This is a genomic window from Streptomyces sp. NPDC039609 (assembly GCF_055596705.1).
In genome coordinates this window covers 40,957-53,843 of sequence record NZ_JBVIUJ010000011.1, presented here as the reverse complement: position 1 = coordinate 53,843, position 12,887 = coordinate 40,957, and the positions used below count along the sequence as shown (strand labels likewise).

Annotated in this window: 14 protein-coding genes; 9 read left to right on the top strand and 5 right to left on the bottom strand. The window is 71.7% G+C overall.

Translation table 11 applies throughout. The features are described 5' to 3' along the window. Position 1: 1 nt before the first annotated feature. From ACZ561_RS29400 to ACZ561_RS29375, 6 genes are all read left to right on the top strand, one after another. Entirely contained in the window at positions 2–343 is a 342-nt protein-coding gene (locus tag ACZ561_RS29400; RefSeq protein ID WP_471000530.1) for an avidin-fold protein, read from the top strand. 28 nt (positions 344–371) lie between these two features. Then, on the top strand, positions 372–1,586 hold the full coding sequence (locus ACZ561_RS29395) for an NAD(P)/FAD-dependent oxidoreductase (protein WP_471000527.1): 1,215 nt from the start codon (positions 372–374) through the stop codon (positions 1,584–1,586). 44 nt (positions 1,587–1,630) lie between these two features. Beyond that, entirely contained in the window at positions 1,631–1,996 is a 366-nt protein-coding gene (locus ACZ561_RS29390; RefSeq protein WP_471000524.1) for an Rv2175c family DNA-binding protein, read from the top strand. 83 nt (positions 1,997–2,079) lie between these two features. Beyond that, positions 2,080–2,730: a thiamine phosphate synthase gene (gene thiE, locus ACZ561_RS29385; protein ID WP_471000521.1), complete on the top strand. Its 651-nt coding sequence runs from the start codon at positions 2,080–2,082 to the stop codon at positions 2,728–2,730. Positions 2,731–2,869: 139 nt separating this feature from the next. Continuing rightward, entirely contained in the window at positions 2,870–3,787 is a 918-nt protein-coding gene (gene metF, locus ACZ561_RS29380; protein ID WP_471000518.1) for a methylenetetrahydrofolate reductase [NAD(P)H], read from the top strand. A 51-nt stretch (positions 3,788–3,838) separates the two neighbouring features. Continuing rightward, positions 3,839–4,654: a hypothetical protein gene (locus ACZ561_RS29375; RefSeq protein WP_471000515.1), complete on the top strand. Its 816-nt coding sequence runs from the start codon at positions 3,839–3,841 to the stop codon at positions 4,652–4,654. A gap of 15 nt (positions 4,655–4,669) precedes the next feature. On the opposite strand, the gene ACZ561_RS29370 is transcribed toward ACZ561_RS29375, so the two are convergent. The 5 genes from ACZ561_RS29370 to ACZ561_RS29350 all read right to left on the bottom strand — a co-directional run bounded on the left by ACZ561_RS29370 (position 4,670) and on the right by ACZ561_RS29350 (position 10,613). Continuing rightward, entirely contained in the window at positions 4,670–6,103 is a 1,434-nt protein-coding gene (locus ACZ561_RS29370) for a phytoene desaturase family protein (RefSeq protein ID WP_471000511.1), read from the bottom strand. Positions 6,104–6,170: 67 nt separating this feature from the next. Further along, positions 6,171–6,818, bottom strand: coding sequence for a DUF4126 domain-containing protein (locus ACZ561_RS29365; RefSeq protein ID WP_471000509.1), 648 nt, complete (start codon positions 6,816–6,818; stop codon positions 6,171–6,173). 291 nt (positions 6,819–7,109) lie between these two features. Further along, positions 7,110–7,718 carry a TetR/AcrR family transcriptional regulator gene (locus tag ACZ561_RS29360; RefSeq protein WP_471000506.1) on the bottom strand — a complete coding sequence of 203 codons (609 nt, stop codon included), beginning with the start codon at positions 7,716–7,718 and terminating at the stop codon, positions 7,110–7,112. A 44-nt stretch (positions 7,719–7,762) separates the two neighbouring features. Further along, positions 7,763–9,850 carry a YhgE/Pip family protein gene (locus ACZ561_RS29355; protein WP_471000503.1) on the bottom strand — a complete coding sequence of 696 codons (2,088 nt, stop codon included), beginning with the start codon at positions 9,848–9,850 and terminating at the stop codon, positions 7,763–7,765. Beyond that, positions 9,822–10,613 carry an ATP-binding cassette domain-containing protein gene (locus ACZ561_RS29350; protein WP_471000500.1) on the bottom strand — a complete coding sequence of 264 codons (792 nt, stop codon included), beginning with the start codon at positions 10,611–10,613 and terminating at the stop codon, positions 9,822–9,824. The genes ACZ561_RS29355 and ACZ561_RS29350 overlap by 29 nt, the downstream gene beginning before the upstream one ends. A 167-nt stretch (positions 10,614–10,780) precedes the next feature. Between ACZ561_RS29350 and ACZ561_RS29345 the strand changes: the two genes are divergently transcribed. The 3 genes from ACZ561_RS29345 to ACZ561_RS29335 all read left to right on the top strand — a co-directional run bounded on the left by ACZ561_RS29345 (position 10,781) and on the right by ACZ561_RS29335 (position 12,886). Next, positions 10,781–11,311, top strand: a complete 531-nt coding sequence (locus ACZ561_RS29345) for an SAV_6107 family HEPN domain-containing protein (RefSeq protein WP_376446499.1) — start codon at positions 10,781–10,783, stop codon at positions 11,309–11,311. 78 nt (positions 11,312–11,389) lie between these two features. After that, positions 11,390–12,178 carry a class I SAM-dependent methyltransferase gene (locus ACZ561_RS29340; RefSeq protein WP_376446496.1) on the top strand — a complete coding sequence of 263 codons (789 nt, stop codon included), beginning with the start codon at positions 11,390–11,392 and terminating at the stop codon, positions 12,176–12,178. A gap of 303 nt (positions 12,179–12,481) precedes the next feature. Continuing rightward, positions 12,482–12,886 (top strand): DUF3040 domain-containing protein, encoded by a 405-nt coding sequence (locus ACZ561_RS29335; protein WP_471000497.1) that lies wholly within the window; start codon positions 12,482–12,484, stop codon positions 12,884–12,886. Position 12,887: the final 1 nt, after the last annotated feature.

Below are 12,887 nucleotides of genomic sequence, written 5' to 3'. Positions count from 1 at the left end.
CGTGGCCCGATCTCTCGACGGACTCGTCCTCGCGCCCGTCGCCGACCAGGCCCCCGGTCAGGTCGGTACGCGCACCCGGTTCACCTACCACGAGGAGGACGGCCGGATCTGGGCCGAGTACGCGGGCGGGGACGTGGTCCGCGGGAATCTCGTCGGCACGCGCGCGGGGGACCGGCTCGACTTCCGCTACGTCCAGTTGAAGCAGGACGGATCCACCTCTTCCGGGCATTGCGTCTCGATTGTGGTGGAGCTGCCGGACGGGCGCGTTCGGTTGGAGGAGACCTGGGCATGGGAGTCCCAGGAGGGCTCCGGCACCAGCGTGGTGGAACAGCCGCCTTCCTGACGGTGCGTCAGATCGTTAAGGTGATCGGGTGAGCGAGCAGAAGCAGGCACAGCAGCGGGTCGTGATCGTGGGCGCCGGCATGGCGGGGGTGCAGACCGCCGTCGCCCTGCGCGAACAGGGCTTCACCGGCCAGGTCACCCTCATCGGCGCCGAGCCGCACCAGCCCTACGACCGGCCGCCCCTCTCCAAGGCCGTGCTCCTCGGCAAGGCCGAGGACTCCGCCTTCGACGTCGACTTCGAGGCCCTCGCCATCGAACTGCGCCTCGGCCTCGACGTCACCGGACTGCGCGCCGAGGGCCACGAGGTCGACACCGAGGCCGGACCCGTCCCGTACGACGTCCTGGTCGTCGCCACCGGCGCCGAGCCGGTCACCCTGCCCGGCACCGAGGGTGTCCCCGGAGTCCATCTGCTGCGCACCCTCGACGACGCCGCCCGCCTCAAGCCCGTCCTGGAGCGGCGCCACGACATCGTGGTGGTCGGCGCCGGCTGGATCGGCGCCGAGTTCGCCACCGCCGCGCGCGAGGCGGGGTGCGCCGTCATCGTCGTGGAGGCCGCCGACCGCCCGCTCGCCGGCGCGCTCCCCGCCGAGGTCACCGCCCCGATGGCGCAGTGGTACGAGGAGAGCGGAACCGAACTCCTCACCCACGCGCGCGTGGCCGCCGTCGAACCCGGCACGGTCGTCCTGACCGACGGCCGCCGGCTGCCCGCCGAGGCGGTCGTCGTCGGCATCGGAGCCCGCCCCGCCACCGGCTGGCTCGCCGACTCCGGCATCGCCCGCGACCCCGACGGCTCCATCACCGCCGACGAGCGGCTGCACACCTCCCTGCCCGACGTGTACGCCGTCGGCGACTGCGCATCCTTCCCCTCGGCACGCTACGGCCGCCGCCTCCTCGTCCACCACTGGGACAACGCGCTCCAGGGCCCGCGCACCGTCGCGGCCGACATCATCGGCGAGGCCCCCCGGCCGTACGACCCCGTGCCCTACTTCTGGTCCGAGCAGTTCGGCCGCTTCGTGCAGTACGCCGGGCACCACGGAGGCGACGCGCAGCTGGTGAGGCGCGGCGACCCGGCCGGCCCCTCCTGGTCGGCGCTCTGGCTGCGCGACGGCGTGCTCGTCGCCCTGCTCGCCGTCGGACGCCCCCGCGACCTGGCCCAGGGCCGCAAGCTGATCGAGTCCGGCGCCCGGGTCGACCCCGACCGTGCCGCCGACCCGTCCGTCCCTCTGAAGGCGGCACTCCAGTAGGGCTCGACTACCGGCTGTCAGTCCGGGATGGCAGGCTTGTCCACGTGACCGAGATTGACGCAAGAATCGATGCTCTCGTCCCCGCCTGGCTCTACCTCCCCGACATCGCGGAAATGCTCGATGTCGAGGTGACGCGCGTGCGGCAGCTGGTCAAGGAGGGCCAGCTCATCGCCGTACGCCGCGGTGAGAACAAGGCGCTTCAGGTGCCCGCCGCCTTCATCGACGGCGACAAGGTGGTCAAGGGCCTCTCCGGGACCCTGACCCTCCTGAAGGACGACGGCTTCACCGACGAAGAGATGCTGGAGTGGCTCTTCACTCCCGACCCGAGCCTGCCGGGCACGCCCGCGCAGGCCCTCAGCGAGAATCGCGGCACGGAGGTGAAGCGCCGCGCCCAGGCGCTCGCCGTCTGACGTACCGAAGACACCACAGAGATTCCGTGGGGCCGGGCCCGCCCCGGCTCCACGGAATCCGCACCCAACGGGGGGAAGCACCCATGTCCACGCCTCGCGAGCAGCTCGCCGACGCCCGGCTCTACCTGTGCACGGACGCCCGAAAGCGTCAGGGAGACCTGTCGGCCTTCCTCGACGCCGTGCTCTCCTCCGGCGTGGACATCGTGCAACTCCGTGACAAGGGCATGGAGGCCGGCGAGGAGCTGGAGCACCTCGCCGTGTTCGCCGACGCCTGCCGCCGCCACGGCAAGCTGCTCGCCGTGAACGACCGGGCCGATGTCGCCCACGCCATCGGTTCCGACGCGCTGCACCTGGGCCAGGGCGACCTGCCCGTGCCCGCGGCCCGCGCGATCCTCGGCGAGGACGTGCTGATCGGCCGTTCCTGCCACGGCGAGTCCGAGGTGGACACCGCCGTCGCCGAGCCCGGCGTGGACTACTTCTGCACCGGCCCCTGCTGGCCCACCCCGACCAAGCCCGGGCGGTACGCACCCGGCCTCGGCCTGGTGCGGTACACGGCCGCCCTGGAGCAGGACCGGCCCTGGTTCGCCATCGGCGGGATCGACGAGACCACCCTCGACGAGGTCCTCGACGCGGGCGCCCGCCGGATCGTGGTCGTCCGGGCGATCACAGAGGCCGACGACCCGGCCGCCGCGACGGCCCGCCTGGCCAAGCGGGTCCGCGAGCGCTCGGCGTGATCTCCCCGCCGTGGACGGCCGCGTGACCTTTTTGGCGCAATGCCCGAAGGCCGGGTCCGCCCCTTGGGCGTTGTCCAAAAACGTGTCCATCCCTCGGACGCGGCTTCGCCGGCCGTGTGACCCCGTCTAACCTGCCGGTATGGCCCTTGGAACCGCTTCCACCCGCACGGACCGTGCCCGCACGGTCCGCGAGATCCTCTCTGCCGGCAAGCCGTCGTACTCCTTCGAGTTCTACGCGCCCCGGACGGAGAAGGGCGAGCGGAGCCTGTGGAACGCCCTGCGCAGAGTGGAGGCGGTCGGGCCGAGCTTCGTCTCGGTGACCTACGGCGCCGGCGGCTCGACCCGCGGCGGGACGGTCAAGGCCACCCAGAAGATCGCCGGCGACACCACGCTGACCCCGGTGGCCCACCTCACCGCGGTCGACCACTCCGTCGCCGAGCTGCGCAACGTTCTCGGCCAGTACGCGGACGCCGGCATCCGGAACATGCTGGCCCTGCGCGGCGACCCGCCCGGCGACCCGCTGGGGGAGTGGATCGAGCACCCCGAGGGTGTGCGGTACGCCGCCGACCTGGTCCGGCTGATCAAGGAGTCCGGCGACTTCTGCGTGGGTGTCGCCGCCTTCCCCGAGATGCACCCCCGCTCACTCGACTGGGACACGGACATCCGTCACTTCGTGGACAAGTGCCGGGCGGGCGCCGACTACGCGATCACGCAGATGTTCTTCGATCCGGAGAACTACCTCCGGATGCGTGACAGCGTGGCGAAGGCCGGCTGCGAGACGCCGATCATCCCCGAAGTCATGCCCGTTGTGAACGTGAAGACCCTCGACCGGCTGCCCCAGCTGAGCAACGCGCACTTCCCGGCCGATGTGAAAGAACGCATCCTCGCCGTCAAGGACGACGCGGCCGCTGTACGCTCCATTGGCATCGAGTTCGCGACGGAGTTCTGCGCACGTCTGCTCTCCGAGGGTGTCCCCGGACTGCACTTCATCACGCTGAACAACTCCACCGCGACGCTGGAGATCTACGAGAATCTCGGACTGCACGTGCAGTCGTGACCGGCGTACCCGCCCCAGACCCGCGGCGGTGGCCGTAGGAGAGGGGCGGGCATGGGGTGGACGGTCCTCTACATCGCGTTCGGCGTTGTCGCGTTGTGGCTGCTGGGTGAGGTGCTCCTGCAGTACAAGGCACGCCTGCGCTGGCGGGTGCTCGCCTTCTGCGGCTTCCTCGGCGTCGTCCTGGGCGTCCTGATGCCCTCGGTCGCGGTGATCATCGCGGGGGCGATCGCCTTCGCCGTCGGCCAGACCTATGTGACCCTGTCCTTCCGCCGCGGCTTCTCCACCGGCTGGGCCATCGGCGGGAGCCCGGGCGCGAGCCGTCGCCGCAGGTCCGCACCGGTCGAGACGGGCCCCACCCTGGAGGTCAGCGACCTCTCCTACGAGCACGCGGAGCCTTCCGCCGCCGAGTCCACCGCGGTCTACGAGCCCCAGCCCATGGACGAGGACACCGGCCAGTACGGCATCTACGACACCTCGTACGGCCACGGTCACGACCACACCCAGGCGCAGCCGCAGGAGCAGCCCGCCTACAGCACCGGATACGACGGCTACGGCCCGGGGTACGAACAGCCCGCGTACCAGCCCGCCTACGAGCAGCAGCCGGCCTACGACTACGGCAGCGGCCAGCAGCAGTACGCCGCCTACTCCGACCCGTACATCGGCGGGGGGACGGACGGCCAGCAGTACGCCTCGTACGACTACGGCACAGGCCAGCAGCAGTACGCCGACCCCTACGCGCCCTCGTACGGCTACGACACCCCGCCCGGCGGCGTGTGGGTGCCCCAGCAGCGCGACAACGAACAGTCCGCCCCGCAGCAGGGCCAGGAGCACTACGGCTACGGCAACGACCAGCAGTACCGGTACTGACCGCTCCGGACGCGTCTACCGCGAACCGCGGAAGTCCGCGCCCTCCACGATCAGCCCGGCGACGAGCGCGCCCGACATCCCGGCGTGCGCGAGCCCGCCGCCGGGGTGGGACCAGCCGCCGGCGAAGTAGAGCCCGGGGAGCGGGGAAGGATTGGCCGCCGGGAGATACCGTCCGGCGGCCCCCGCGAGCGCGGGTCCGGGTACCTCGGCAACGCCTGTCTCGTGCCGCGTGTCGTCAGGGGTGCGGACCTCCCGCCAGAGCAACCGCTCCTGAAGCCCGGGAACGGCCGACTCCGCCGCCGTGACCATGCGTGCGGCGACGGCGCTCCAGTCCTGCCCGCCCTGCGTGCCCACGGTCGCGGTCACGGTCACCGACTCGTGGTCGCCGTCGGGCCGCAGGGCCGGGTCGTCGGGCCGCAGTACGGTCACCGTCGGCCGGTCCCCGGAACCGTGGACGACCGTGCGGTGCACGGTGCCGGACTCCTGCGCCCCGCGCAGGGCCAGACAGACCGTCACGCGGCCCGTGCCGTCGGGCCGGAGCGCGTGGACGTCCACGCCGCTCGGCGCGAGCCGCCGATCCCCGTCGTGGTGCGAGGGCACCGGCGCGCCCGACACGACGTGATCGGCCTCGACGGTCTCCCCTCCGGCCAGCTCGATGCCGCACGCCCGCCCGTCCTTCTCCAGGACCTTCTCCACGGGGGCGTCGAACACGAACTCCACCCGCCGCTTCCGGCACCGCTCGTACACCGCGTCCGCGAGCGCCCTGATGCCGCCGCTCACGTACCAGGTGCCGAAGGTCTGCTCCATGTACGGCAGGACGGCGGCCGAGGCCGGGGCGGTGGCCGGGTCGAAGCCATGGCTCCAGGCGTACGAGTCGAGGAGCGCGGCGAGCCGTGGGTCGCGCAGCTCGCGGGCGCCGATCTGCGCGAGCGTGGTCGTCGGGCGGCGCAGGAGCCCCGCCTTCAGGGCGGGGTAGGGCTCGCGGCCCAGGGCCGAGGCGTCCGCGGGCTGCGGCTCCTCCAGGAGCGGGCGGCGGGTGCGGTCCCAGGCCTCGCGGGCCCGGACCAGGAAATCGCCCCAGCGCTCACCCGCGCCCGCGCCGAGCGCCGCGTCCAGCGCGGAGACCGTGCCCGCGCGCGAGGCGTTCGGCAGGTCCACGCGGGTGCCGTCGGCGAAGACATGACGGCTCGCCGGGTCGACCTGCGCCAGCTCGACGCAGTCCTCCAGCGGCTCCTTGCCGGTCTTGACGAACAGATCGCGGTAGACCGCGGGCAGATGCAGTAGCCCCGGGCCCGTGTCGAAGCCGAACCCGTCCCGCTCGAAGCGGCGCACCGCACCGCCGTACGTCCCGCCGCGCTCGTACACCGTCACCCGGTGGCCCGCCACGGCCAGCCTGGCGGCCGCCGCCATGGCGCCGAGCCCCGCGCCGATCACCACAATCCGTGCCATGTCAGCGACTTTATCCGGCCCCTCGGACACTGCCGAAGGCCAGGTGCGGCCAACTGGGCAGGCATGGTCAGAAGTGCTCCGACCCGTCGCCGGACCGCGCCCGCGCCCGCGTCCTGGCCTCCGCGGCCGCCAGGGTCTTCTCCTCCCGCCGCTGTGCCCTGCGGCGCAGGAAGCGGCGGATGCGATGGGCGAGGAAGCCCAGTATCACCAGGCCGAGCACGAGGAGTACGGCCGCGATGATCGCCGCCACCTCCGGATTGAATATCGCGAAGGTGATGATCCCGGCGACCCCGAGGTCTTCCGCGATGCTCATGCCGATGTTGGAGAACGGCTCCGGCGAGGTGTTGATCGCCATCCGGGTCCCGGCCTTGACGAGGTGGCTCAGGAGAGCCGTCGAGCCGCCGACCGCGGCCGCCGCGAGTTCGGGCAGCGAACCGGACTCCCCGGCCAGCAGGGCGGCCACGACGGCGCCGGCGATCGGCCGGATCACCGTGTGGACGGAGTCCCAGACGGAGTCGACATAGGGGATCTTGTCCGCCACCGCCTCGCACAGGAACAACACCCCGGCCGCGATCAGGACATCGGTGCGCTGCAACGCCTCGGGCACCTCGTCGCTGATGCCGGTCGCGCCGAAGACGCCGAGCAGCAGGATCACCGCGTACGCGTTGATCCCGCTCGCCCAGCCGCTGGTGAAGACCAGGGGGAGTACGGACACGCCCGCGATCGTATCCAGGTCTGAGTACCCGTACCTAGAGCGTGAGATGAGTAGGGATGCGGATGGGTTCCGACCTGCCGAGACGGAAGAGTGGAGGCAACGGAAGGGGCACGGCTCCGGACCGCCGGCACGGGGCGGCGGAACGGGGCCGTGCGCCTGCCGGCACGGGGGTGCACGGGGGTACGGGGGTACCACGGGGGAGCACGGGGGTGCGGAAACGCCGGACGGCGAGGCTCGGGGGGATCGAGCCTCGCCGTCCGGCGTTTCTCCCGGCGGTCGTTCGGCTGTCGGTCAGCAGCCGCCCACGCGCCCGTGCAGCAGCCGTGACAGCGCGCTGTGCACGTCGTCGATCGAGCGCTCCCGCTGGAAGGCCTGCCAGTCGAGGGCGGCCACCAGCACCATCCCGACCAGCGCGGCCGCGGAGAGCGGAATGTCGATCTCCTCGCTCAGCTCGCCGTTCTCGACGCCCTCGCGCAACACCCCCTCCACCACGGCGACCGCCTGCTGACGGACGACCAGGAGGGTCGAGTTCCAGGCCCGGTTGGTGCGCCACAGCTCGGCCACGTACAGCTGGGTGAAGGCCGGATAGCGGTCGATGAAGACCAGACCCGCCCGGATCATCGCGTCCAGCGCGTCGACCCGGCTCCCGCCCCGCTCCGCCGTCTCCTCGGCAGCCGTCCTCAGAGAGGTGGTGAGCAGGGCGACTCCGTGCCGCAGCAGCTCCTCGAAGAGCTCGGTCTTGCTCTTGAAGTTGTAGTAGACCGTGCCCTTGGCGACACCCGCGCGCTCGGCGATCTCGTCCACCGTCGTCGCCGAGAAGCCCTGCTCGGCGATGAGCGTGACGGCGGCCTCGTAGAGCTTCGCGCGCGTGGCCTGGCGTCTGGTGCTGCTGCTGTCCATGGGCTCGATTCTCACAGGTCTCGCGGGGGTCACAGAGGCAGGTGTCACAAGGACAGATCGGGGTGGAGCCGGTCCAGGGTCCACACCTGCTTGCGCCGGGCGGAGACCGCGGTCAGCGCCAGCGCGCCCACGGTGAACGCCGTCAGTACCGCGACCGCCTGCCAGACCGGTCCGATGCCGCCGCCCGAGATCAGCCGGCGCAGCGACTCGACCACATAACTCATCGGCAGGAAGGGATGGATCGCGTTGAAGAAGCCGGGACTGGTCTGAACGGGGTACGTGCCGCCCGCCGAGGTCAGCTGGAGCATCAGCACGGCGAGCACCAGGATCCGGCCTGCCGCGCCGAAGCGGGCGTTGAGCCACTGGATGATCGCGGCGAAGCAGCAGGTCACCAGGGCGAGGAAGCCGACGGTCCCGGCCGCCCTGGCCATCTGGAGGCCGAGGCCCCAGTGCAGTACGGACATCAGCGCGGCGACCTGGAGCAGCCCGATGGCCGCGACCGGAAGCCAGCCGGCCAGTGCGATCCGCCAGGCGGAGGCACCGGCGGCGAGCGCGCGCCGGTTGAGCGGCTGGATCAGCATGTACGCCACCATCGCGCCGACCCAGAGGGAGAGCGGGATGAAGTACGGGGCGAAGCCGGTGCCGTAGTTGGGCGCCTTGTGGAGCGACTGGGAGGCGAGTGCGACCGGGTCGGCCATGACCTCCGTGCGCTTGTCACGCTCCTGCTTGTCGTAGTCGGGGATCTTGGCGACTCCGTCGTTCAGGCCGGTGGCCAGCTCGCCGGATCCGTCGGCCAGCTTGAACAGACCGCCGTCGAGGTCCCCGGCGCCTTTCTTGAGCTTGCCGACACCCGTGTCGAGGTTCGTGGAACCGGTCTTGGCGCTCGTGAGGCCGGTGTGCAGCTCGTCGGCGCCCTTGGCGACCTTCAGGGCGCCTTCGTTCAGCTTGTTGATCTTCTTGACGGCGCCTTCGAGGTCCTCGTCGAGGTGCGGCGCGGCCTTGGCCAGGTCCTCTGCCTGCTTCTGCAGGGTGGCGAGCCGGCCGTCGAGCTTCTTCAGGTCGCCGTCGCTGTCCTTGGTCAGCTCGTGCAGGTCGTCGGCGATCTTCGCCACGTCGTCGGCCGAGACCTTGGCCTCCTTGAGGACCGGGCAGGCCTTGGGATCGGGCAGCGGATTGTCCACGCACTCCTTCTTGTGGAGCGCGTCCAGGTGGTCGTCGGCCAGGTGGGCGGCGGTCCGGGCGATCGGGGCGCGGCGGACGACGTCCTCGAGGTCGTGACGCACGGCCGCGGTCGAGTCGGCGACCAGCCGGGCGGTGTCGCCGATCGTCTTGCCGTTGTTCTTCAGGTACGGGCGGACCTGGGCGGCCCGTTCGTTGACCTTGTCGGCGAGCGCCTGGGTGCCGTTCGCGACCTGTCGTGAGCCGGTCTCCAGGTCACCCGCGCCCTTGTCGAGCTTCTTCAGGCCGGTGGCGAGGTCGCCACTGCCCTTCTTGGCGTCCTTCAGGCCGTCGGCCAGGCTCTTCGAACCCTTCTTCGCCTTGTCCACGCCCTCCTTGAGCTCACCCGCGCCCTTGGCGGCCTCGGCGGTCGCGTCGTGGATGTCGGAGAAGGAGATGAAGATCTTGTCCAGGAAGGTGCGCGAGGACTTGGTGGAGGCGGCGGTGCGGACCTCGGAGAAGACCGTCCGGGAGATCTGCCCGACGATGTAGTTGTTGGCGTCGTTCGTACGGACCCGCAGCGCGCCCGTCTCGGGGGCGTCGCCCGAACTGGAGGCGATCCGCGTGCTGAGGTCGCCCGGCATGGTCAGCGAGAGGTAGTACGTCCCGTCCTCCACGCCCTTGCGGGCGTCGGCGTCGCTCACCTCGTGCCACTGGAAGACCTTGCTGTCCAGCAGGCCCTTCGCGATGTCGTCACCGGCGTTGATCTTCTTGCCGTCGGCGGTCGCGCCCTTGTCCTCGTTGACCAGGGCGACGGGTATCCGGTCGAGCCTGCTGTACGGGTCCCAGAAGGACCACAGGTACAGCGCGCCGTACAGCAGCGGCAGCAGCAGGATCGCGACGAGCGCGGCCCGCGGCAGCTTCCCCCTGCCGAACCGCTTCAGCTCAAGCGCGGCCAGTTTCGGCGAGCGCATCGGCTGCCCCCTCCTCGATCGTGTGGTCCTCGGTGGTCGTGTCGTCCTCGGTCGCGCGCGGCGCCGTGGTGATCTTCAGGGCGTTCTCGGGCGCCTCGCTGCAGACGGCGAGCACGGTGGTACCGGCGTCGGCGATGGAGCGCAGCAGGGACCAGGCCTCGGCCCGGTCGGCGTCGGAGAGCTTCAGATCGGTGTCGTCGAGCGCGAGCAGCCGGGGCCGGCCGATCAGCGCCAGGGCGATGGACAGCCGCAGCGCCTCCAGCCGCTCCAGATCCCGTACGGAGGTCCGCTCGCCCTTCGGGAGGGTGTCCAGGTCGAGCCCGGACGCCTCCAGGGCCGCGTCGATCCGTGCTTTGGCGGCGGTCGCCCGCTCGGCCGGCGGCCGGAGCAGGGCCCGTACCGAGCCGTCGTAGCGGCGCTGGAGCAGGGCGCGCTCGCGCAGGTGCTCGGCGACGGTGAACGCCGGGTCGAGGTCGCTGACCCCGGGCACCGGGCCGAGCGCGCTGATCCGGCGCACGGCGGCCATCTTGCGGGGCAGACGGAGCCCCGCGACCTCGGCGTGGCCCTCCTGGGGCTTCATCCGGCCGGTCAGCGCCAGCAGCAGACAGGTACGGCCCGAGCCGGACGGCCCCTCGATCGCGACGAGCGAGCCGGGCTCGGCCCGGAAGCCGACCTCGCGGAACACCCAGCCGCGCGGCCCTTTCAGCCCGAATCCGTCCGCGACGACGGCGGCGCCGTGCGGCTCCTCCGGCTTCGCTTCCACCGGTCCACCCCCACATTCCCCAGTTTTTGAACTGACCAGTCAGTTCAAAAACTTACCCCTGAGTCGGCGATCCAGGCAAAGTCGCAGGTCAGAGGGATTGTCAGTGGTGCCCTTCACGATGGACACATACGGACACAGAGCCGTCACACGACGACAGGAGGCTCGTCATGACCAGCTCCTCCGCAGCAGCCGCACCGCGGCGCCGCGCCGCCGGCCGCCCTGCCCCCGCACTGTCCGGACCGCCGTCCGACGTCCACCCCGTGCTGCGCCGCTCCACCGCGCCGCCCGCAGCACTCGACCTGCTCGCCCAGGCCCGCGCCGGCCTGGAGGAGGCCGTCGGACACGATGTGCCCAACGAGCGGTACGCCACCGCACACCTCGCCGCGCTGCGCACCGCCGCGGCCGTGCTCGCCGCCCGTGGCCGCCCCGAGACCAACCCGCGCAAGCGCGCGCGGATCAGGAGCGCCTGGGAAGTGCTCCCCGAGATAGCGCCCGAGCTGACCGAGTGGAGCGCACTGTTCGCCTCCGGAGCGTCCCGCCGGGCCAGGGCGGAGGCGGGCATACCCGGCGCGGCGAGCCGCCGGGACGCCGACGACCTGATCCGGGACGCCGCGATGTTCCTGCGCCTCGTCGAGCGGCTCCTCGTCCTCCAGCCCGTGCTGCCCCGTCAGTCCGGCGCCGAGGAGGCCACGGGGTAGCCACATGTGAGCGGGGGAGCACGCCCGAGGCCATAGGGTGGGAGGCGTTCGTGCACCGTCACCGAGGAGTCAACAGCCGTGTCGGACCCTTCCCCTGTCTTCGGTCGAGAGGCGTCGTCGCGCCCGTCGCGCGCCTCCCTGCGTACGGCCGTCGTCTGGGACGTCCTCAAGGACGCCCTCGACCGCCGGGTCAAGGCCACCGGGCAGGACGGCCTCGACGTCCTCGACACGGGCGGCGGCTCCGGGAACTTCGCGGTGCCGGTGGCCCGCCTCGGCCACCGGGTCACCGTCGTCGACCCCAGCCCGAACGCGCTGTTCGCGCTGGAGCGCCGGGCCGCCGAGGCCGGCGTCGCCGACCGGGTGACCGGGGTCCAGGGCGACATCCGCGGCCTGTTCGACGTGGTCGGGCGGGAGGCGTACGACGTCGTGCTCTGCCATGGCGTCCTGGAGTACGTGGACGACCCGGCCGAGGGTGTACGGAACGCGGTGGCGGCGCTGCGGGCCGGTGGCGCGCTCAGCCTGCTCGCCGCGGGCGTCGGGGGCGCGGTCCTGGCCCGCGCGCTCGCCGGCCACTTCACCGAGGCCCGCACCGCCCTGAGCGACCCGTCCGGGCGCTGGGGCGACGGTGACCCGGTGCCCCGTCGCTTCACGGCGGACCAGCTCGGCGAACTGGCGGGCGAGGCCGGTCTGGACGTCGGGGCGGTGCACGGCGTGCGGGTCTTCGCCGACCTCGTCCCCGGCGTCCTGGTCGACACCGAGCCCGGAGCGGCGGAGGCCCTGCTCAAGCTGGAGGCCGCCGCCGCGGAGCTGCCGTCCTTCCACGCCATCGCCACCCAGCTGCACGTCCTGGGCGAGAAGCGCGCCTGACACCCGCCCGGCGGCAGGTCCGGGGCCCGGCCCCGGACGGCGCGCACCGTGCTGATCAGCGACGCAGCCGCACATGGAGTACGCCACAGGCCCCCCGAACGGGGAGTTCGCCCCGTATGATCGGGGGACACCATCCGGCATGACAGGCCAGGCGCTGGGGAATCAACGCTTCAGCAACCGAACCGCATGGCGGCCCGGATTGGCGATTTGGCGTTGAGGGCGGGTTTCACGGGGACGATTCCCTGCCTATCCTGAAAGGGCCGCATCCCGGTCGCCCCCGCGACCGACGACTAGGAGGACTCCGTGCCGCTCTCGGAGCACGAGCAGCGAATGCTCGAGCAGATGGAGCGAGCGCTGTACGCCGAAGATCCCAAGTTCGCGACAGCGCTCGAGGGAAGCGGACTGCGTACGTACACCCGGCGACGGGTCTACCAGGCAGTCGTCGGCTTTCTGGTGGGTATCGCGCTCCTCATGGCTGGAATGGTCGCTCAGCAGTGGTGGATCAGCGTGGTGGGTTTCCTCGTCATGCTGGGCTGCGCGGTGATGGCCGTTACAGGCTGGCGCAAGGCGCCCAAGCCGGGTGAGCAGCAGGCGACGGGCGGATCGGCGGCCGGTGGCCGTCAGGCCCGGCAGCGCCGCTCGATGATGAATCGGATCGAGGAACGGTGGCAGCGCCGCCGGGACGAACAGCAGGGCGGCGGCCACTGAC

Coding starts and splice junctions, on each gene's coding strand:
- ACZ561_RS29370 (WP_471000511.1), bottom strand. CDS start 6,103: ATGGCACGGATTGTGGTGATCGGCGCGGGGCTCGGCGCCATGGCGGCG.
- ACZ561_RS29355 (WP_471000503.1), bottom strand. CDS start 9,850: ATGCGCTCGCCGAAACTGGCCGCGCTTGAGCTGAAGCGGTTCGGCAGG.
- ACZ561_RS29375 (WP_471000515.1), top strand. CDS start 3,839: ATGGGGTGGACGGTCCTCTACATCGCGTTCGGCGTTGTCGCGTTGTGG.
- ACZ561_RS29345 (WP_376446499.1), top strand. CDS start 10,781: ATGACCAGCTCCTCCGCAGCAGCCGCACCGCGGCGCCGCGCCGCCGGC.
- ACZ561_RS29360 (WP_471000506.1), bottom strand. CDS start 7,718: ATGGACAGCAGCAGCACCAGACGCCAGGCCACGCGCGCGAAGCTCTAC.
- metF (WP_471000518.1), top strand. CDS start 2,870: ATGGCCCTTGGAACCGCTTCCACCCGCACGGACCGTGCCCGCACGGTC.
- thiE (WP_471000521.1), top strand. CDS start 2,080: ATGTCCACGCCTCGCGAGCAGCTCGCCGACGCCCGGCTCTACCTGTGC.